This is a genomic window from Sphingobium sp. IP1 (assembly GCF_002708645.1).
In the GTDB taxonomy this organism is placed as follows: Bacteria; Pseudomonadota; Alphaproteobacteria; order Sphingomonadales; family Sphingomonadaceae; genus Sphingobium; species Sphingobium yanoikuyae.
In genome coordinates, this window is record NZ_NOIW01000048.1 from 20,699 (window position 1) to 40,921 (window position 20,223).

Annotated in this window: 16 protein-coding genes, 1 tRNA gene and 1 pseudogene; all 18 read left to right on the forward strand. The window is 65.7% G+C overall.

What is annotated here, in order from left to right; genetic code table 11:
* Positions 1-2: 2 nt before the first annotated feature.
* The 18 genes and pseudogenes from CG471_RS16725 to CG471_RS16810 all read left to right on the forward strand — a co-directional run bounded on the left by CG471_RS16725 (position 3) and on the right by CG471_RS16810 (position 20,153).
* Positions 3-2,438, forward strand: a complete 2,436-nt coding sequence (locus tag CG471_RS16725) for a TonB-dependent receptor (protein WP_099232573.1) — start codon at positions 3-5, stop codon at positions 2,436-2,438.
* Positions 2,439-2,460: 22 nt separating this feature from the next.
* Positions 2,461-3,870 carry an MFS transporter gene (locus tag CG471_RS16730; protein WP_099232574.1) on the forward strand — a complete coding sequence of 470 codons (1,410 nt, stop codon included), beginning with the start codon at positions 2,461-2,463 and terminating at the stop codon, positions 3,868-3,870.
* A gap of 31 nt (positions 3,871-3,901) precedes the next feature.
* Positions 3,902-4,840, forward strand: a complete 939-nt coding sequence (locus tag CG471_RS16735; RefSeq protein WP_099232575.1) for a TauD/TfdA family dioxygenase — start codon at positions 3,902-3,904, stop codon at positions 4,838-4,840.
* A 91-nt stretch (positions 4,841-4,931) separates the two neighbouring features.
* Positions 4,932-6,566 carry an arylsulfatase gene (locus tag CG471_RS16740; RefSeq protein ID WP_099232576.1) on the forward strand — a complete coding sequence of 545 codons (1,635 nt, stop codon included), beginning with the start codon at positions 4,932-4,934 and terminating at the stop codon, positions 6,564-6,566.
* Positions 6,567-6,718: 152 nt separating this feature from the next.
* Positions 6,719-7,504 carry an LPS export ABC transporter ATP-binding protein gene (lptB, locus tag CG471_RS16745; protein WP_010336951.1) on the forward strand — a complete coding sequence of 262 codons (786 nt, stop codon included), beginning with the start codon at positions 6,719-6,721 and terminating at the stop codon, positions 7,502-7,504.
* 45 nt (positions 7,505-7,549) lie between these two features.
* Positions 7,550-9,067 carry an RNA polymerase factor sigma-54 gene (rpoN, locus tag CG471_RS16750; protein ID WP_097385228.1) on the forward strand — a complete coding sequence of 506 codons (1,518 nt, stop codon included), beginning with the start codon at positions 7,550-7,552 and terminating at the stop codon, positions 9,065-9,067.
* Between the two features lie 207 nt (positions 9,068-9,274).
* On the forward strand, positions 9,275-10,126 hold the full coding sequence (locus CG471_RS16755; RefSeq protein ID WP_099232577.1) for a D-amino-acid transaminase: 852 nt from the start codon (positions 9,275-9,277) through the stop codon (positions 10,124-10,126).
* Positions 10,127-10,346: 220 nt separating this feature from the next.
* Positions 10,347-11,336 (forward strand): MarR family transcriptional regulator, encoded by a 990-nt coding sequence (locus CG471_RS16760; RefSeq protein ID WP_099232578.1) that lies wholly within the window; start codon positions 10,347-10,349, stop codon positions 11,334-11,336.
* A 68-nt stretch (positions 11,337-11,404) separates the two neighbouring features.
* Positions 11,405-11,480, forward strand: a tRNA-Val gene (locus CG471_RS16765).
* 148 nt (positions 11,481-11,628) lie between these two features.
* The gene (locus CG471_RS16770) at positions 11,629-11,808 is read left to right on the forward strand and encodes a hypothetical protein (RefSeq protein WP_099232579.1); all 180 of its coding nucleotides are present in this window, start codon (positions 11,629-11,631) and stop codon (positions 11,806-11,808) included.
* 54 nt (positions 11,809-11,862) lie between these two features.
* Complete coding sequence (locus CG471_RS16775) at positions 11,863-12,090, forward strand: zinc-finger domain-containing protein (protein WP_017501516.1); 228 nt, start codon at positions 11,863-11,865, stop codon at positions 12,088-12,090.
* A gap of 56 nt (positions 12,091-12,146) precedes the next feature.
* Positions 12,147-13,589: a metalloprotease TldD gene (tldD, locus tag CG471_RS16780; RefSeq protein ID WP_099232581.1), complete on the forward strand. Its 1,443-nt coding sequence runs from the start codon at positions 12,147-12,149 to the stop codon at positions 13,587-13,589.
* Between the two features lie 87 nt (positions 13,590-13,676).
* A pseudogene (locus CG471_RS16785) lies at positions 13,677-14,203 on the forward strand (DUF924 family protein).
* A gap of 156 nt (positions 14,204-14,359) precedes the next feature.
* Positions 14,360-14,698 carry a P-II family nitrogen regulator gene (locus CG471_RS16790; RefSeq protein WP_004209785.1) on the forward strand — a complete coding sequence of 113 codons (339 nt, stop codon included), beginning with the start codon at positions 14,360-14,362 and terminating at the stop codon, positions 14,696-14,698.
* Positions 14,699-14,711: 13 nt separating this feature from the next.
* A complete protein-coding gene (locus CG471_RS16795) occupies positions 14,712-16,058 on the forward strand; it encodes an ammonium transporter (protein ID WP_099232582.1) in 1,347 nt (448 codons plus the stop codon).
* 852 nt (positions 16,059-16,910) lie between these two features.
* The gene (crtY, locus tag CG471_RS16800; protein ID WP_099232580.1) at positions 16,911-18,059 is read left to right on the forward strand and encodes a lycopene beta-cyclase CrtY; all 1,149 of its coding nucleotides are present in this window, start codon (positions 16,911-16,913) and stop codon (positions 18,057-18,059) included.
* Complete coding sequence (locus tag CG471_RS16805) at positions 18,059-19,540, forward strand: phytoene desaturase (protein WP_010335595.1); 1,482 nt, start codon at positions 18,059-18,061, stop codon at positions 19,538-19,540. Before crtY ends, CG471_RS16805 begins: the two co-directional genes overlap by 1 nt.
* 31 nt (positions 19,541-19,571) lie before the next feature.
* Positions 19,572-20,153 (forward strand): TIGR00730 family Rossman fold protein, encoded by a 582-nt coding sequence (locus CG471_RS16810; protein WP_037507379.1) that lies wholly within the window; start codon positions 19,572-19,574, stop codon positions 20,151-20,153.
* The last annotated feature ends 70 nt before the right edge of the window (positions 20,154-20,223 follow it).

Here is a 20,223-nt window from a genome sequence, read left to right on the forward strand (position 1 = left end):
TCATGTCCCAAGTCCTCGCGCCCAGCCGACCCCGGCACGGCCTGTCCCTCCGTCGCCTGCTGCTCGCCGGCGTCGCTATCGGCCTGTTGCCGAGCGCCGCTCATGCCGCCGACGAACCCGCCGCTGCGGCGCCTGCCCCGGCCCCCGAAGCCGCCGTCGATGAAGGCGATTATGGCGCGCCCATCCTGGTCACCGCCCGCCGCCGCGCCGAAAAGGCGCAGGACGTGCCGGTCGCCCTCTCGGTCGTCGGCGGCGACCTGGTCGAACAGCGCGGCGACTATACGCTCGCCGCCGTGCAGCAGGTCGCGCCCAGCCTCCAGTTGTTCAGCTTCAACCCCCGCAACACCAACATCAACATTCGCGGCCTCGGCTCCAACGTCGCCCTGACCAATGACGGCCTCGAAAATGGCGTCGGCGTCTATATCGACGATGTCTATTATGGCCGGGTCGGCGCCAGCCAGTTCGATCTGGTCGACCTTGAACGGATCGAGGTGCTGCGCGGGCCGCAGGGCACGCTGTTCGGCAAGAACACCACCGCCGGCGCGATCAACATCACCACCCGCCAGCCGAGCTTCGATTTCGGCGGCCAGGTGGAAGCGACGCTGGGCGACTATGGTTTCCATCAGGTGCGCGGCTCGGTCACCGGTGGCCTGACCGACTGGGCGGCGGTGCGCGTCAGCATTGCCGATACCCATCGCGACGGCTTCCTGACCAATGTCCATAACGGCAAGAAAGTCCATGATTACGACAATTTCACCGCGCGCGGCCAGCTGCTGCTGACCCAGGGTGAGGGCTTCAGCCTGCGCCTGATCGGTGACTATGCCAAGCAGACGCTCAATTGCTGCGTCCGCCTGCCCAGCACCGTCTTCACCACCTATGATGACGGCAACACCATCGCGAACAATTTCGCGATCCGCGCCGCCCGCGCTGGTTACACGCCGCTCGCCACCGATCCCTTCGCCCGCAAGGTCGATGTCGACGGCCAGTTCCAGGCGAACATGAATCAGTGGGGTATTTCGGGCAAGGCCGACTGGGATGTCGGCTCGGTCACGCTCAGCTCCATCACCGCCTATCGCGCCTGGAACTGGTATCCCCGCAACGACAGCGACGCCACCTCACTCTCGGTCAACACGCTCAACCATCAGGAAAATAACCAGCGCCAGTTCAGCCAGGAATTTCGCGTCGCCTCCAATGGCGACACCCGCCTCTCCTATGTGCTGGGCGCCTATTATTTCTGGCAGATCATCAACGGCTCGGGTGCCGCCGGCTATGGCGTGGACGCGCCGCTCTGGCTCTTCCCCAATGCAGATCCGGTGGTCAGCAATGCGGCGGTCAACGGCTTCGTCGCCCGCTCCAGCTCCAATCCGGAAACCAAGAGCGCCGCGCTGTTCGGCCAGGCCAGCTACGCCATCATCCCCGACAGCCTCTCGCTGACGCTCGGCCTGCGCTACACGCACGAGAAGAAACAGGGCAGCTACAGCCAATGGTGGGCGGAGGGGAATGATCTTTCCAGCCTGACCGCGGCCCAGCGCACCGCCGCGATCGCGCTGCGCAACAGCCTCAACCCCGTCACCAGCTACTCGACCGGCTTCACCGACAACAGCCTCTCGGGTCTGGCCACCCTGTCCTACAAGGTGACGCCGGACGTGCTGGTCTATGCCACCTATTCGCGCGGCAACAAGTCGGGCGGCCTCAACCTCACCAACATCCCCGCCGGGGTCAGCCCCGATGTCGGCCCGGAAAAGGTCGACAATTACGAAGCCGGCGTGAAGAGCCAGTTCTGGGGCGGCAGGGCAACGCTCAACGCCGCCGCCTTCTGGACCAACATCTTCGACTATCAGACCGCGATCACCGAACAGATTGTCGGCACCAACAGCACCCGCAATTACATCACCAACATTCCCGAGGCGCGCGCGCGCGGCTTCGAGCTGGACGGTGCGCTGGCGCTCAGCCGCTATGTCAACCTCAACGCCTCGCTTGCCTATACCGACGCCTATTATGTCGACTTCAAGAACGGCCCGACCCCGGTCGAGGCGCTGAACCCGACCACCGGCGGCTCGGCCGTGACCGACCTTAGCGGCAAGCCGCTGTCGGGCGTGCCCGAATGGTCGTGGAGCGCGGGCGGCGACTTCGCCATTCCGCTCGGCACCACCAAATGGGGCGACGCCCAATTTTACGGCCGCGCCGACTATAGCTGGCGTTCCTCCTACTACACCGCCGTGTCGGACAGCCGCTACTCGCTGGTGCCCAGCTACGGCGTCGCCAATGCCCGCATCGGCGTGCGGCTGGACGATGGCCTGATCGACCTGTCGCTCTGGGCCAAGAACCTGTTCGACAAGGATTATGTCGACACGCTCTCGGTCGCGAACACCGGCCTCGTCACCGCCACCGTCGGCGATCCCCGCACCATCGGCGTCACCCTGCGCAGCAAATTCTGACCCCCAATACGGAGGCAAGATCATGGCTACCCTTCCCTACGCAGACTATCTGGATGACCGGAGCATCACCCGGCCGGAACCCGCCCGCGTCGGGGAGGGGGAGCTCTCGCGCCTGCGCCTCACCGGCTTCGCCTCGATCGCGGTGCCGATCGCCGGCGCCGGCCTGCCGCTCGCCTTGTTCGTGCCCCAGCTGTACGCCACCCAGTTCGGCCTCTCGCTCGCGACCATCGGCTTCATCTTCCTGCTGGGCCGCATCTGGGACGTCAGCGCCGATCCGCTGGTCGGCGCGCTCAGCGACCGCACGCGCAGCCGTTTCGGCCGGCGCCGCCCTTGGATCGCGGCCGGCGGCCTGCTGTTCGGCTTGTCATCGGCATTGCTCTTCTTCCCGCCCGCCGCGCTGGTGACGCCCGCCTATCTCGGCGCCGCCCTCTTCTTCTTCTATCTCGGCTGGTCGATGATCGAGATACCGGCCTCCGCCTGGGCCGGCGAGCTGTCGCGCCATTATCATGGCCGCACCCGCGTCGTCAGCTATCAGGCACTGCTGCGCGCCATCGGCCTGCTCGCCGTGCTGGTGCTGCCGACCATCCTCGATCAGGTCGAACCGGGCAATGGCACGCTGAAGCTCCAATTGGTCGGCGGCTTCATCATCGCCACCCTCATCCCCAGCCTCGCCCTCACCCTCTTTTCCGTGCCGGAACCGCCGGTGCCCGCCACCCCGCCGGTCCGTCAGAGCTTCTGGCGCGCCACCAGCGTCATCTTTTCCGACCGGCTGCTGCTGCGTGTCCTCGCCTCCGACGCCGCCGTCACCGCCGGCCAGTCGATCCGCGCCAGCCTGATCGTCTTCTTCGCCGTCTGGTATATGGGCCTGCCCGCCTGGGCCAGCGGCCTCTATCTGCTCCAGTTCATCTTCGGCGTCGCCGCCGCGCCGATCTGGCTGCGCATCGGCACCCGCATCGGCAAGCGCCAGGCAGCGATCAGCGGCGAAATCGCCCAGGCGGCAATCAATATCGGCCTGCTCTTCGTCTTCCCCGGCGGCCTGCCGCTGCTGCTCGCCCTCACCATCGCCCAGGGGCTGACCCAGGGGTCGGGCAACCTCATGCTGCGCGCCATGGTCGCCGATGTGGCCGACGCCCACCGGCTGCGCACCGGCCATGACCGCACCGGCCTCTTCTTCTCGGTCTTTGCCCTCTCGGCCAAGCTCGGCCCGGCGATCGGCATCGGCATCGCCCTGCCGCTCATCGCCTGGCTCGGTTTTGCCGCCGGCCCGCACAATGATCCCACCGCGCTCGAAGGGTTGAAGACCGTCTTCGCCCTTGGCCCGGCCCTGGCCCACATCATCGCCACCCTCATCATCTGGCGCTTCCCGCTCGACGAAGCCGCCCATGCCGAAATCCGCCGCGCCCTCGACCAGCGCGACGCGATCCCCGCCTGACCGTCCACGCATAATTTCAAGGAGACCTGCCATGACCATCCTGACCCAGAGCTTCCTCAACGCCGCCGATGCCGACGGTCCGCTCGATGTCGTTCCCGTCGCCGGCCGTATCGGCGCGGAGATTCGCGGCCTCGCGCTGGGCGGCGACCTTGACGACGCCACCATCGCCGCGATCCGCGCCGCCCTCGTCCGTCACAAGGTGATCTTCTTCCGCGCCCAGCATCATCTCGACGATGCCGGCCAGGAAGCCTTTGCCGAGCGGTTTGGCAAGCCGGTCGCCCACCCGACCGTCCCGGTCGTGCCCGGCTCCAAATATCTGCTGGAACTGGATTCGAAGGAAGGCCGCGCCGCTTCGAGCTGGCACACCGACGTCACCTTCGTCCCCGCCTATCCCGAATCCTCGATCCTGCGCGCCATCGTCATCCCGCAGGCCGGCGGCGACACGCTCTGGGCCAATACGGCGGCCGCCTATGAGGAACTGCCCGAACCGCTGCGCCAGCTGGCCAACAGCCTGTGGGCGGTCCATTCCAACCTCTATGACTATGCCTCGGTCGTCACCAACGCGAATGAGGAAGCCGTGAAGCGCTATCGCGAAGTCTTCGCCTCGACCGTCTATGAAACCGAACATCCGCTGGTCCATGTCCATCCCGAAAGCGGCGAGCGCTCACTGATCCTGGGCCATTTCTTCAAGCAGTTCGTCGGCCTCAGCCAGGCCGACAGCCAGCGCCTGTTCGCCACCTTCCAGGATGCCGTGACCCGGCCGGAAAACACCGTGCGCTGGCGCTGGCAGCCGGGCGACGTCGCCATCTGGGACAATCGCGCCACCCAGCATCGCGCCATCGCCGATTTCGGCACCCAGCATCGCCAGCTGCGCCGCGCCACCATCGCCGGCACCGTCCCCGTCTCGATCGACGGCCGCAACAGCCGCATCATCAAGAAGGAAGATGGCAAGATTGCCGAAGCCGCCTGAGCAGGGCTTGCTCACCCCCTTACCCTGACCCTGACCTTCGGCACACTGGGCCGCGTTCCTTTCGGACGCGGCCCCTTTCACGGAAGACCCCATGAAGCTCCGCACTGTCCTTGCCAGCCTGGCGCTGGCCACCGCCCTCACCACGCCCGCGGCGGCGCAGGAAAAGCGTCCCAATTTCCTGGTGATCGTCGCCGACGACCTGGGCTATTCCGATCTCGGCGCCTTCGGCAGCGAGATATCCACCCCCAATCTCGACCGGCTCGCACTGTCGGGCGTGCGCCTCACCGGCTTCCACACCGCGCCGACCTGCTCGCCGACCCGCTCGATGCTCTTGTCGGGCACCGACAATCATCGCGCCGGCCTTGGCACCATGGCCGAAATGCAAGCTCCCAATCAGGTCGGCAAGCCCGGCCATGAGGGCTATCTGCGCACCGACATCGCCGCCCTGCCCGAAGTCCTGACCGCCGGCGGCTATCGCACCCTCTTTTCGGGCAAATGGCATCTGGGCCTCACGCCCGAGCAGGATCCCCATGCCCGCGGTTTCCAGCACAGCTTCGCGCTGCTGCAGGGGGCGGGCAATCATTATGGCACCGACATTTCGGCCACGCCCAAGCCCGGCTTCACCACCTATCGTGAGGATGGCCGCACGCTCGAAAGCCTGCCCAGCGACTATTATTCCTCCGACGCCTTCGCCACCAAGCTGATCGACCAGATCAAAGCGACCAAGGACGACAAGCCCTTCTTCGCCTATCTCGCCTTCACCGCGCCGCACTGGCCGCTGCAGGCCCCGGCCGAAACCATCGCCAAATATAAGGGCCGCTATGAAGCGGGCTATGAAGCGCTGCGCGCCGAGCGGCTGAAGAAGCAAATCGCCCTCGGCCTGGTCCCGGCCAGCGCCGCCCAGCACCCCCTTGAAAACAGCAAGCCCTGGGCACAGCTGACCCCGGACGAGAGGAAGACCGCGTCGCGGACGATGGAAATCTATGCCGCGATGATCGACCGGCTCGACCAGAATGTCGGCCGGGTGATCGATGCGCTCAAGGCCAGCGGAGAGTATGACAATACCGTCATCCTCTTCCTCGCCGACAATGGCGCCGAGGGGATGGACCTGGTCCATGCCAAAAATCCCCGCTTCCGCGCCCGCGCCGAGGCGGCCGACAACAGCTATGACAATCTCGGCAAGGACAGCAGCTATATCAGCTATGGCCCCGGCTGGGCGCAGGCGGCGACCACCCCCTCCTGGCTCTACAAGGCGTTCGCGACCGAGGGTGGCACCCGCACCACCGCTTTCCTCTCCGGACCAGCGGTGAAGAAGCCGGGCAGCATCGCCCATGACTATCTCAACGTCATGGACGTCGCCCCCACCCTTATCGACCTCGCCGGCATCGCCCCGCCCAAGGGGACGTTCCAGGGCCGCACCGTCCAGCCGATCCGCGGCACCAGCTGGGCGCCCTGGCTCGCCGGCAAGGCCGCGACCGTCCACCCCGCCTCCGAGGCGATCGGCACCGAATTGTTCGGCTCGCGCGCATTGCGCCAGGGCGACTGGAAGATCACCGATGCCGGCGATGGCCAATGGCATCTGTTCAACATCGCCGCCGATCCGGGCGAAACCACGGACCTGTCCGCCCGCGAACCGGCACGCCGGGCGGCGCTGGAAAAGGCGTGGGACGCCTATGCCAGCGATGTCGGCGTCGTCCTGCCCAACCCGCGCATCATGGTGGAATAACCCGCGCATCAGGGGGATGGCACGCCCATCCCCCTCTTCTCCATCGCATTTTCCCCTTGCCCCGGCGGCGATCCCATGCACAAAGCTTGCCAATTGCCGCAGGCGGACCCATGTCCGCCGCACCCCGATTTGGCGGCACAAGGATTGAAGTGATGGACGATGTGACGATCCAGGACAGGGCCGCTTCAGCGCGACCTCTCGCTCCGCAGGAAGTGGGCGAGGGCCTGTCCGTCATCTCGATCGCAAAAAGCTATGACAAGCGCGTCGTCCTGTCCGACGTGTCGCTGACCGTGGGCAAGGGCGAGGTCGTCGGCCTGCTCGGCCCCAATGGCGCGGGCAAGACGACCTGCTTCTATTCGGTCATGGGCCTCGTCCGTCCCGATCAGGGCCGCATCATCCTCGACGGCCAGGATATTACCGGCCTGCCCATGTATCGCCGCGCGATCCTGGGCCTGGGCTATCTGCCGCAGGAAACCTCGATCTTCCGCGGCCTGACGGTCGAACAGAATATCGGCGCCGTGCTCGAAATGGCCGAACCCAACAAGGCGGCCCGTGCCGAGAAGCTGGAACAGCTGCTCGACGAATTCGGCCTGACCCGTTTGCGCGATTCCGCCGCCATGGCGCTATCGGGCGGCGAACGGCGTCGCTGCGAAATCGCCCGCGCGCTCGCCGCCGATCCCTCGATCGTGCTGCTCGACGAGCCGTTCGCCGGCATCGACCCGCTGTCGATCGCCGACATTCGCGACCTGGTGAAGCAGCTCAAGACGCGCGGCATCGGCGTCCTCATCACCGACCATAATGTGCGCGAGACGCTGGAAATCGTCGACCGCGCCTGCATCATCTACAGCGGCCAGGTGCTGTTCGCCGGCAGCCCGACCGAACTGGTCGCCCATCCCGATGTTCGTCGCCTCTATCTGGGCGAGAATTTCCAGCTCTGACATGATCGGCCGGCGCCCCCTCGCTGATGCAGGACGGCCCGGCTGATGGCGCTCGGGCCACGCCTCGACATCCGCCAGAGCCAGTCTCTGGTGATGACGCCGCAGCTCCAGCAGGCGATCAAGCTGCTGGCGCTGTCCAATCTGGAGATCGAGGCGTTCGTCGCGGGCGAACTGGAAAAGAACCCGCTGCTCGAACAGGGCGCCGCCGATGACGGCGGCCGTGAGGGCAGCGGCGTCGACCGCGAGGTGGAGGCGCCCACGCTGGCCGCAGAAACCGGTGCCAGCGACGATCTGATCGCCCAGGGGCTGGGCGGCGCCGACAGCCCGCTCGACGTCGATCATGGCGCGGAAACCTTCATCGACGATGGTCCGGCCGACCGCATGGCCGCGGGCAGCGGTTCAGGCTCGCTCGACATGCTCGGCGGCGGCAGCGGTTCGGGCGAAGCGGTCGATTTCGACAGTTTCGCCAATGCCGCGCCCAGCCTGCAGGAACATCTGATGGACCAGGCCCGCAGCACGCTGTCGGGCATGGACCTGCTGATCGCCACCCAGCTGATCGGCCAGATCAGCGAAGCGGGCTATCTGGAGGCCAATCTGCTCCAGACCGCCCATGGCCTGGGCGTTCCACTCTTCACGGTGGAAGGCGTGCTGGAAGTTATCCACAGCTTCGATCCCACCGGCGTGGGCGCCCGCTCGCTTGCCGAATGCCTCGCCCTTCAGGCGAAGGAGGCGAACCGCTACGATCCCTGCATCCAGCGGCTGCTCGCCAATCTCGACCTGCTGGCCAAGGGCGCCCTGCCCCAGCTGCGCCGCATCTGCGGCGTGGATGAGGAGGATCTGGCCGACATGATCCGCGAACTGCGCGGCTATGATCCCAAGCCCGGCCTGCGCTTCGCCAGCGACAGCGCCACGCCGGTCACGCCCGACCTGTTCGTCAGCCGCACCCGCGAAGGCTGGGGCATAGAGGTCAACAGCGCCACCCTGCCGCGCGTGCTGGTCAACCGCACCTATTATGTCGAACTGGCCGGCGGCCCGCAGGACAAGGCGAGCAAGGCCTGGCTGGCCGACTGCCTCGCCAGCGCCAACTGGCTGGTCAAGGCACTCGACCAGCGGCAGAAGACGATCATCAAGGTCGCGAGCGAGATCGTCCGCCAGCAGGAGGATTTCTTCCGCAACGGCGTCGCCTATCTCAAGCCCCTGACCCTGCGCGCGGTCGCCGACGCGATCGAGATGCATGAATCGACCGTCAGCCGCGTCACCTCGAACAAATATCTCTCCTGCCCGCGCGGCCTTTACGAACTCAAATATTTCTTCACCAGCGGCGTCGCGGCGGCGGATGGCGATGGCGCCGTCTCGGCCGAGGCGGTGAAGAGCCATATCAAGGCGCTGATCGGCGCGGAGGAGGCCCATGCCATCCTCTCCGACGACACGCTGGTCGACCTGCTGCGCGCCAAGGGCATGGACATCGCCCGCCGCACCGTCGCCAAATATCGCGAATCCATGGGCATCGGCTCCTCGGTCCAGCGCCGCCGGCAAAAGGCGCTCAAGGGCAAGGCCGCCTGAGCCTGTCCTACAGCAGCCTTTTCCCCTATCATCGGCGCTGCCATCCCCTGACTTTCCGATAGGATCAGGCCAGCGCAAGATAATGTCACAATGTGCGGGAAATATGCGAAGTTAAGCGGAGCAAATCCTATTTCGCTGCCTTGACCCCGGCCGCCGCGGCGGCAAAAGCGGCGGCGTAAATCACCAGATCAAGGATCGCCCGCCGCCATGTCCGTCGCCTATCTCAACGGCCAGTTTCTGCCGCTCGAAGACGTCCGCATCTCCCCGCTCGATCGCGGCTTCCTGTTCGCCGACGGCATTTATGAAGTGGCGGCCGTGATCGATGGCCGGCTGGTCGACAGCGCCAGCCATCTTGCCCGGCTGGAACGCTCCTGCACGGAAATCGGCATCGCCCTGCCGCTGACCCTGGACGAGATCGAGGCGGCGCAGAAGGCGCTGGTCGCCCATAACGGCCTTGGCGAGGGGCTGGTCTATCTCCAGATCACCCGCGGCGCCGATGTCACCCGCGACTTCATCCCGCCGGCCGGGTTGCAGCCGACCCTGTTCATGTTCGTCCAGAACAAGACCTTCCTCGATGTGCCCGCCGCCAGAACCGGCGTCGCGGTCGCCACCATGGCCGACCTGCGCTGGGCGCGGCGCGACATCAAGAGCGTCGGCCTGCTTGCCCAGGCGATGGCCAAGATGGCCGCCAAGGAAGCCGGCGCGCAGGAAGCCTGGATGATCGAGGATGGCTTCATCACCGAGGGCGCCTCCTCCACCGCCTTCATCGTCACCGACGAAGGCATCGTCACCCGCCCCTACAGCCAGTCGGTGCTGGCCGGCTGCACCGGCGCGGCGCTGACGGCCCTTGCCGAAGAAAGCGGCATCGCCGTCATCCGTCGCCCCTTCACCCTCGCCGAAGCGCTCGCCGCCAAGGAAGCCTTCATGACCAGCGCGTCCACCTTCTGCCTCTCGATCGTCAGGATCGACGGCCAGCCGGTCGGCGACGGCACCCCCGGCCCGGTCGCGACCCGGCTGCGCGAACTCTATATCGACTTCGCCCGCCGCACCGCGGTCTGACCTGCGACGAAATGAGTCCATTTCGGATCGAATAGGCAGAACAGGGCGCCCGCATCAGCCGGCGCCCTTTTCGTTTCCGCATCCCCGCCGATATCTCGGCCGCGTGACGGCCATCACGACAGCCCCGTGCATTTGCGCCATTATGGAGTCAGCGCCGGCTGCGCCCGGTGGGCAAGCGGCTAAGCTGCGGAACATAACAGGCACGGGAGATTGCGTGGTGATGGCCAGTCCCTTCTCGACCGATCATGATAGCCCCTATGCCGCGCCGGATGACCGGCGCGGGCTGCTGATCGTTGCCGATGACGAGTGGTTCGACGATGCTGCCATGCTGGCCCATGCCGCCGGCCTGCGCCTGCTCGGCACCGTCCCGCTCGACCGGGCCGCCGCCCGGCTCGACATGCAGGTCGGGTGCGATGTCGTCCTGCTGCTCTGCCACCAGCCTGATCCGCTGCTCGAACGGCTGATCGTTCAGGTCGAGACGATCGCGATCCAGAATCGCATGGCGGTCGTCCTGCTCGCCGGGATCGAGACGCTCGACATGGCCTATGCCTGCATGCGCAGCCCGCAGACCCAGTTGCTGTGCAGTCCCGACAATAGCGACATCGCCGCCGCCCTGCTCGCCGCCGCGCACGGCGATGCTCTGCCCCGTAATCTGCATGACGCCACCCATGAAAGCGACGGCAACCGGCTGCAGCGGCTGAGCGAGGAAGTCAGCCGTCTCGCCCGCACGATCGAGGCCCTGACCGATCGGCCGCGCCCGACGCTCCCCGCGTTCGACATGCCCGCGCGCATCGCCGACCGCCAGGGTGGCTATACCGCCATGCCGGCCATGGCCACGATCGGCGCGGCCACCATGGCGGAAACCGCTTCCGTCACCGCCGCCCAGGTCCGCGACCTGCTGCGCGCCCGCCGGCTGCGCGCCGATTTCCTGCCCGGCGACCTGTTCGCCGATCCGGCCTGGGACATGATGCTCGATCTGCTCGCCGCCCGGCTGGAACAGGCCCATGTCTCGGTCTCCAGCCTCTGCATCGCGTCCGCCGTGCCGCCGACCACGGCGCTGCGCTGGATTCGCACGCTCACTGACAAGGCCCTGGTCGAGCGCCGCGCCGATCCGCATGACGGCCGCCGCATCTTCATCGCGCTGGCCGACGATGCGGCCGAGAAGCTCATTCGCTGGTTCGGCGCCAGCCATCGCTATCGCGCGCACTGATCTGCCCCATCGGATAAAGGCCGCTTGACCCGCGCCCAAAAAAATCTAGAAGCGCCCGCACCCCATGGGGGCGATTAGCTCAGTTGGTAGAGCGTCTCGTTTACACCGAGAATGTCGGCGGTTCGAGCCCGTCATCGCCCACCAGTTTCGCCGAATGAGAAGCCGTCCGGGGGACGGCTTCCGGCGAACCTCCCGAGCGACAGCGAAGGGCTTAGCGCCCCCGCAAACCCGCCCCGATCCGCACCCGTAACATTCATCCTGCAGCAAGCATGGTTCCGGCATCTTCTCGCCCATGCCGATCAGCGTCTTCCTTGGCGGCTCCGTCGCGCCGATATTGCTGATGCTGTCGCCTTTCGCGGTGATGGCGGTCGGCAATTGCGCCGACTGGCAAGCCAAGCCCCCAAGCGCAAGGATCGCGGCAAAGCCCCCTGCCGACGCCGGCTGCACCCAGCCCCTCTATCCGCTGATGTAATCACGCGCTGCCAGATATTGCGGCGCCGCGTCACCGCTGCTAATTCCGCCTCCCATGATCCAGCCGCCCGAAATCATCCGAGTCACCAAGTCCCGCGTCTCCTGCGACGGTTCGGGTGACATTCCCGCCGCCCTTGGCCATCCGCGCGTCTTCCTGGAAATCGACGAGCATGGCTATGTCGATTGCGGCTATTGCGATCGCCGCTTCGTGCTGGCCGGCGGCGTCGCCGACAATGCCGAGATAGGCAACAAGCCGGACATCGCCTCGGGCGCCAGCCTCTAAGGCACCCTCTAAAATTTCCATTGGGCATCCGTCATGCCGCGCCTATATCGGGCGGCATGACCGATCTCGCTTCGCAATTCACTGATGCCCGCGGCCTGCTCTATCGTCCGGGCCTGCTCGATCCCGATGGCGCGCGCCGCCTGACCGCGCAGGCGCTTTCGGCCTGCGACGATGGCGAGCTCTACCTCCAATATCGCGCCAGCGAGAGCTTCGGCTTTGACGACGGCCGGCTCAAGACCGCCGATTATTCGACCGATGCCGGCTTCGGCCTGCGCGGTGTGTCGGGCGAGATGACCGGCTTTGCCCATGCCAATGACCTGAGCGAAGCGGCTATCCGCAAGGCGGCGCAGACGCTGACCCTGCTCGATCCGGCCAAGGGCCAGCCCGCCCCGCCGCCCCAGCGCACCAATCGCCACCTCTATACCGACGCCAATCCGCTGGAGCTGGTGCCCTTCGCCGAGAAGGTGACCCTGTGCGCCGCGATCGACGCCGCCGCCCGCGCCCGCGCCCCGCGCGTCGCCCAGGTTTCGGTGAGCCTAGCCGGCAGTTGGTCGGTGATCGAGATCGTCCGCGCCGACGGCTTCACCGCCAGCGACATCCGCCCGCTCGTCCGCCTCAACGTCTCGGTCATCCTAGAAGAAAATGGCCGGCGCGAAACTGGCGTGTTCGGCATTGGCGGCCGCTATCTCTATGATCAGGTGATGGACCCCAGCATCTGGAACCGCGCCATCGACGAAGCGCTGGCCCAGGCGCAGGTCAATCTCCGCTCGGTCGCCGCACCCGCCGGCGAAATGACCGTGCTGCTCGGCCCCGGCTGGCCGGGCGTGCTGGTCCATGAAGCGATCGGCCATGGCCTGGAAGGCGATTTCAACCGCAAGGGCACCAGCGCCTTTTCCGGCCGCATCGGCCAGCGCGTCGCCGCGCCGGGCGTCACCGTGGTCGACGATGGCAGCATCCTCGATCGCCGCGGCTCGCTGTCGATCGATGACGAAGGCACGCCGACCCAGGAAAATGTGCTGATCGAGGACGGCATCCTCAAGGGCTATATGCAGGACCGCCTCAACGCCCGGCTGATGGGCGTTGCGCCGACCGGCAATGGCCGCCGCGAATCCTATGCCCATGCGCCGATGCCGCGCATGACCAACACCTTCATCAAGGGTGGCCAGGACAATCCGGAAGAGCTGCTGTCGCGCGTCAAGTCGGGCATCTTCGCCAAGAGCTTCGGCGGCGGCCAGGTCGATATCGTCTCGGGCAAGTTCGTCTTCTCCTGCACCGAGGCCTACAAGGTCGAGAATGGCAAGATCGGCGATCCGATCAAGGGCGCGACCCTGATCGGCGACGGTCCGACCGCGCTGACCAAGGTGATCGGCATCGGCAATGACTGGGCGCTCGACGAAGGCATCGGCATGTGCGGCAAGGGCGGACAGAGCGTGCCGGCCGGCGTCGGCCAGCCGACCCTGCTGATGGACGGGCTGACCGTCGGCGGCACCGCCGCCTGACCCCATTGCTGCCATGGCGGCGCGGTCACCCGACCCGCCGCCGCCATGGGCCGAGGAACCGGGCGACGATCGATACGTATTTTGCGTATGAACATGCTGACCGACAGCCATGACGCCGTGACCGCCGACTGGGCGGCCGCCCTGCTCGACTTCTGGTTCAACCAAGTGGGCGAGGAAGGCTGGTACAGCCATGATCCGGCGCTCGACCAGCATTGCATCGACCGCTTCGCCGTCCTGTGGAGCGAGAAGCGGACGCTTCCGCCCGAAAGCTTCCTCGACCGCGCCGACGATGCGCTGGCCGCCGTGCTGCTGTTCGACCAGCTGCCCCGCAACATGTTCCGCGGCCAGGCCCAGGCCTTTGCCACCGACCCGATCGCCCGTGAGGTGGCGCGCGGCGCCATCGCGCTGGGCTATGACATCCAGATTGGCGGGGCGGGCCCGCGCTCCTTCTCTCCTTTTTCGAAGGGACCGGCGACGCCCGGTCGCTCGATTTCGCCCGCCAGCATCATGCAACCATCGCGCGCTTTGGTCGTTTCCCCCATCGCAACGCCGCTCTTGGTCGCACCACCCTGCCCGCCGAAGCGGCAGCAGTCGCCGAAGGATCGCAATGGTAGGCGGGAACATGCCTATTTTTTAGGCATGGCTGTGCATCTGCACATTTTTTCGGCGGCGCAACAATCTCCCCTAGTGGAAATCCCGCGTTAATGCGTCATTAGCAAATTGGCACGCCTCTTGCTGGTATGTCGCCGCACACCAAATAAGGGGGCGACATGAAACTTGTCATGGCTATCATCAAGCCGTTCAAGCTTGACGATGTCCGCGAGGCTCTTTCCTCGCTTGGCATCGCCGGTATGACGGTCAGCGAAGTGAAGGGCTTTGGTCGCCAGAAGGGCCAGACCGAAATCTATCGCGGCGCCGAATATTCCACCAACATGGTTCCCAAGATCAAGATCGAGGTGGTCTGCGACGACGACCTCGCGCCGCGCGTGGTGGAAGCGACGCAGGCCGCCGCCAATTCGGGCGCGATCGGCGATGGCAAGATCTTCGTCCTCGATGTCGGCCAGGCCGTGCGCATCCGCACCGGCGAGACCGGCGAAACCGCGCTGTAAGAAGGGGGGAATGATGACCTTTTCGAAGAAGATTTGCGGCGCGCTGGGGGCCACCGGCCTCTCGCTGTTCGCCGCGCTGCCCGCCTGGGCACAGGACGCGGCCGCGCCGGCCGCGACCGTGGACAAGGGCGACGTTGCCTGGATGATGACCTCTACCATCCTCGTCTTCCTGATGATCCTGCCGGGCCTCGCCCTGTTCTATGGCGGCCTTGCCCGCAGCAAGAACATGCTGTCGGTGATGACGCAGATCGGCGCCGCCGCCTGCCTCGCCATGCTGATCTGGGTCATGTACGGTTATTCGATGGCCTTCGGCCCCGATTATACCAGCGGCCTCTCCAACGTCGTCTCGACCTTCGACAAGGCGTTCCTGAAGGGCATCACGCCCGCTTCGCAGGCCGCGACCTTCACCGCCGGCGTCGAGATTCCGGAATATGTCTTCGTCTGCTTCCAGATGACCTTCGCCGCGATCACCGTTGCGCTGGTGCTGGGTTCGGTGGTCGAACGCATCAAATTCTCGGCCGTGATGGTGTTTGCCGCCGTCTGGCTGACGATCGTCTATTTCCCGATCGCGCACATGGTCTGGGCTGCTTCGGGCTATTTCTTCAAGGCCGGCGCGCTCGATTTCGCAGGCGGCACCGTGGTCCACATCAACGCCGGCGTCTCGGCGCTGGTCGCCGCGATCATCCTGGGCAAGCGTATCGGCTATCCCAAGGAACCGATGGCCCCGCACAGCCTGACGCTGACCGCCGTCGGCACCGGCCTGCTGTGGGCCGGCTGGTTCGGCTTCAACGCCGGTTCGGCGCTGGAAGCCAATGGTTCGGCCGCGCTCGCCATGATCAACACCTTCGTCGCCACCGCATCGGGCGGCCTGTTCTGGATGCTGATCGAACGCGTCAATGGCCACAAGGCATCGGCCCTGGGCTTCTGCTCGGGCGTTATCGCCGGCCTCGTCGCGGTCACCCCGGCCGCCGGCAACTCGGGCCCGTTCGGTGCGATCGTGCTGGGCGCCGTTGCCTCGATCATCTGCTTCTATGCCGTCACCGTGCTCAAGCCCAAGCTTGGCTATGACGACAGCCTGGACGCCTTCGGCATCCACGGCATCGGCGGCATGATCGGCGCCATCGGCACCGCCATCGTCTACTCGCCGGCCCTCGGCGGCCCCGGCGCGGCGGACTATGAAATCGGCGCCAAGTTGCTCGTCCAGATCGAAGCGGTCGTCGTGACCATCATCTGGGCCTCGATCGGCACTGCCATCGCCATCTTCATCGCCAAGGCCATCACCGGCCTGCGGGTCAGCCAGGAGGTCGAATATGAAGGCCTCGACCTCGGCGAGCATGGCGAGCGCGCCTACAATTACTGAGATTGGCAGGGCGGGGCGCCCCCCCCGGGGACGGCCCCCCCGCCTCACCTTGTTCCTCCTGCGAACATGCCTTGGGGTCGGTGTGAAAACACCGGCCCTATTTTTATCCACAGGGCAGGCAGCGGGTCGAGTTCAATGGGCCGGGTACGACCAAGAGCAGCCCTCACCATCATCGTCACCCCGGCCTTGAGCCGGGGTCTCGCTTCTTTATCTGTCGCATCGAAAAGCGGGATGCCGGGTCAAGCCCGGCATGACGGATGTGGGTAGGTCGGCCTGCGACCATTTGCGGCAGTGAATAGTCGCCATCGTCAATCCCGGTTGCAGACATTGACCGTGCAGCATAGCATTGTCGAATGGCTCATGCAGGTTACGCTTTACTTCCTAGCCTACTCTTCATGGCCGGGTGTCCTACAGGCAAGCCGAAGATAGAAGACGTCGTAGTCATAGAGGCGCGGTTGGGCCGAGACCCATGCTTAAAGCATATATCCGAAATGCGGAGGGAGTATCAATTCGCCAAGCGAGGATGGAAAATCGATCCAAATCGCATCGATGTTGCCATCCATCTCGCTGGGCATGATCGGCTCCCGGCCGGGCGCTTTGTAAAATCAGTCGAGAGAAAAAGCGTTATCGATGACAGGGATTATTTCGCGGCTTCTGCGACCTATGTCGTCGATAGCGGCACCCTCGATCTTTGGTCGTGCGGCATGAATATGTCAGGCGGTGTTAGGCACAACCCGCTTTTCTAATGGCGGCTTTAAGATTGCTTCCGACTAAAGCCGCCATTCCGTTACCCACCCATCCCAGCCGGACCATCCCGCTTTGCCTTTGGCGTCGGCGTCGCTAACAGGGGGAGTGGCTGATCTGGAATGCGATCTTGCGATTATCGGCGGGGGCCTTGCCGGGGGGCTGATCGCGCTTGCCTTTGCCGAGCGGCGGCCGGGTACGCGCATCCTGTTGATCGAGCAGGCCGATCATGTCGGCGGCAATCATATCTGGTCCTTCTTCGACGGCGATGTCGATGCGCGCGACCGCTGGCTGGTCGATCCGCTGGTCAGCAGCCGCTGGTCGCAGGGGCATGAAGTGCGCTTTCCCGGCTATCGGCGGCAACTCGACACCCCTTATAACAGCATCGCCTCCCCCCGTTTCGACGCGCATGTGCGGGCGGCGCTGGGCGATCACTTGCTGACCGGCGCGCGGGTGGCGACGATCGGCCGGCAATTTCTGGTGCTGGAGGATGGGCGGCGGATCAACGCCCATGCGATGATCGATGCGCGGGGCGCGGGCGACCTGTCGGCGCTGCGCTGTGGCTGGCAGAAATTCGTCGGGCAGACGCTGCGGCTGGCGCAGCCGCACGGGATTGCGCGGCCGGTGATCATGGATGCGACGGTGGCGCAGATCGACGGCTATCGCTTCGTCTATCTGCTGCCGCGCGACGCCCGGACGATCTTTGTCGAGGATACCTATTATAGCGATAGCCCCGCGCTGGACGAGGCAGGGATCGCGGAGCGGATCGCCGCCTATGCGCAGGCGCAGGGGTGGCAGGTGGAGGAAGTTATCCACAGCGAGAGCGGCGTGCTGCCGGTGGTGCATGGCGGCGATTTCGACCGTTACTGGCCGGCCGATGACCCGGTCGCGCGGGCCGGGGTGAAGGCCGGGCTGTTCCAGCCGATGACCGGCTATTCGCTGCCCGATGCGGTGCGATTCGCGACCTGGCTGGTGGAGCAGCCCTTGAAGGGCCTGCCGGCGGCGACGCGGACCTATGCTGCGGCGCACTGGAAGAAGGGACTTTATTATCGGCTGCTTGGCCGGATGCTCTTCGGCGCTGCGGTGCCGGACCAGCGCTGGCGCATCTTTGCCCGCTTCTATCGGCTGCGGCCGGGGCTGATCCAGCGCTTCTATGCCGGGCGATCGACCATCGCCGATCGCATCCGCATCTTGTGCGGGCGTCCCCCGGTGCGCATAAGGGATGCCATGCACGCATTGCTGAACCCACCCGCCTGATGGAGCGGAAAGCGATTGTCATTGGCGCGGGCTTTGGCGGCCTGGCGCTGGCCATCCGTCTGCAGTCGGCCGGGGTGGCAACCACCCTGATCGAGGCGCGCGACCGCCCCGGTGGCCGCGCCTATATGTGGGAGAAGGACGGCTTTACCTTCGACGCGGGGCCGACGGTCATCACCGATCCGGCCTGCCTGGCCGAATTGTGGCGCCTGTCGGGGAACGACATGGCGCAGGATGTCAGCCTGGTGCCGGTGTCGCCCTTCTACCGGCTCAACTGGCGCGACGGCACCAATTTCGACTATTCCAACGACGAGGTGGCGCTGCGCGCGCAGATCGCCAAGCTCAATCCCGAGGATGTCGCGGGCTATGAGCGGTTCCTCGACTATGCCGACGGCGTCTATGAGGAGGGCTATCGCAAGCTAGGCTCGGTCGCCTTCCTCGACTTCGCCTCGATGGTGCGGGCGGGGCCGAGCCTCGCCAAATATCAGGCCTGGCGATCGGTCTATTCGATCGTGTCGAGCCATGTGAAGGACGAGAAGCTGCGCCAGGCCTTGTCCTTCCACAGCCTGCTGGTCGGCGGCAATCCGATGACCACCAGCGGCATCTATGCCCTGATCCACAAGCTGGAGAAGGATGGCGGGGTGTGGTTCGCCAAGGGCGGCACCAACCGGCTGGTGCAGGGCATGGCGACCCATTTCGAGCGGCTGGGCGGCGTGCTGCGGCTGGGCGATGCGGTGGTCGAGATCGAGACTCATGGCGACCGGGCGGTGGCGGTGCGCACCGCGTCGGGCTGGCGCGGGGAGGCGGACGCGATCGCCAGCAATGGCGATTTGATGCACAGCTATCGCGACCTTCTGGGCCATCATCCGCGCGGACAGAAGCAGGCGGAAAAGCTGCAGCACAAGAAATGGTCGCCCAGCCTGTTCGTGCTGCATTTCGGCATCAAGGGCAGCTGGCCGGGCATTCCCCACCATATGATCCTATTCGGCCCGCGCTATGAGGGGCTGCTGACCGATATCTACAGCCATGGCGTGCTGCCGGCGGATTTCTCGCTCTATCTGCATCACCCGACCGTCACCGATCCGTCGATGGCGCCGGAGGGCTATTCGACCTTCTATGCGCTCGCCCCGGTGCCGCACATGGGCAAGCTGCCGATCGACTGGGATCGCTTCGCGCCGGCCTATGCCGAGCGCATCCTGGACGAGATCCAGCATCGGCTGATCCCCGACATACGCTCGCGCATCGTGACCCAGTTCCATTATGCGCCGAGCGACTTCGGCCGCGACCTCAATGCCCATCTGGGCAGCGGTTTCAGTCTGGAGCCGCTGTTGACCCAGAGCGCCTGGTTCCGCGCCCATAATCGCGATGATGTCATTCCCAACCTTTATCTGGTAGGGGCCGGCACCCATCCCGGCGCGGGCATCCCCGGCGTGGTGGGCAGCGCCAAGGCGACCGCGGCGCTGATGCTGCAGGACATGGCTTGAGGAGCGCGCGGCGCTTCGGGACTGGAAGATGATGAAAAGACTGGCTGTTTATTGTGGCTCGGCGACGCCGGCCGACCTCACCTATATCGACGCGGCGCGCCATGTCGGCCGCACTTTGGCACAGCGCGGCATCGGTGTCGTCTATGGCGGCGGACGGCTGGGCCTGATGGGCGCGGTGGCGGATGCGGCGCTGGAAGCGGGCGGCGAGGTGATCGGCGTGATCCCCGAAGCGCTGGTCGGCGCCGAAGTCGCGCATCGCGGCTGCACCGAACTGCACGTGGTGGAGACCATGCACCAGCGCAAGCAGCTCTTCACCGACCTGTCGGACGGTTTCGTCACGATTCCGGGCGGCGTCGGCACGATGGACGAGCTGTGGGAGGCGATCAGTTGGGCGCAGCTGGGCTATCACAACAAGCCGGTCGGGCTGCTCAACGTCGCGGGCTTCTATGACCAGTTGATCGGCTTCAACCGGCAGATGGTGGAAGCCGGCTTCATCCGGCCGCAGCATGCCGGCATCATGATCCATGATGACAGCATCGAAGGGCTGCTGGACCAGATGGCGGCGTATCAGCCGCATGAGACGATCTTCGCGATGAAGGCCGCACGGCTCTGAAATAATATTCCCCTCCCGCTTGCGGGAGGGGTCAGGGGAGGGCATGTCCGCTTCATGGACTTAACAGGCC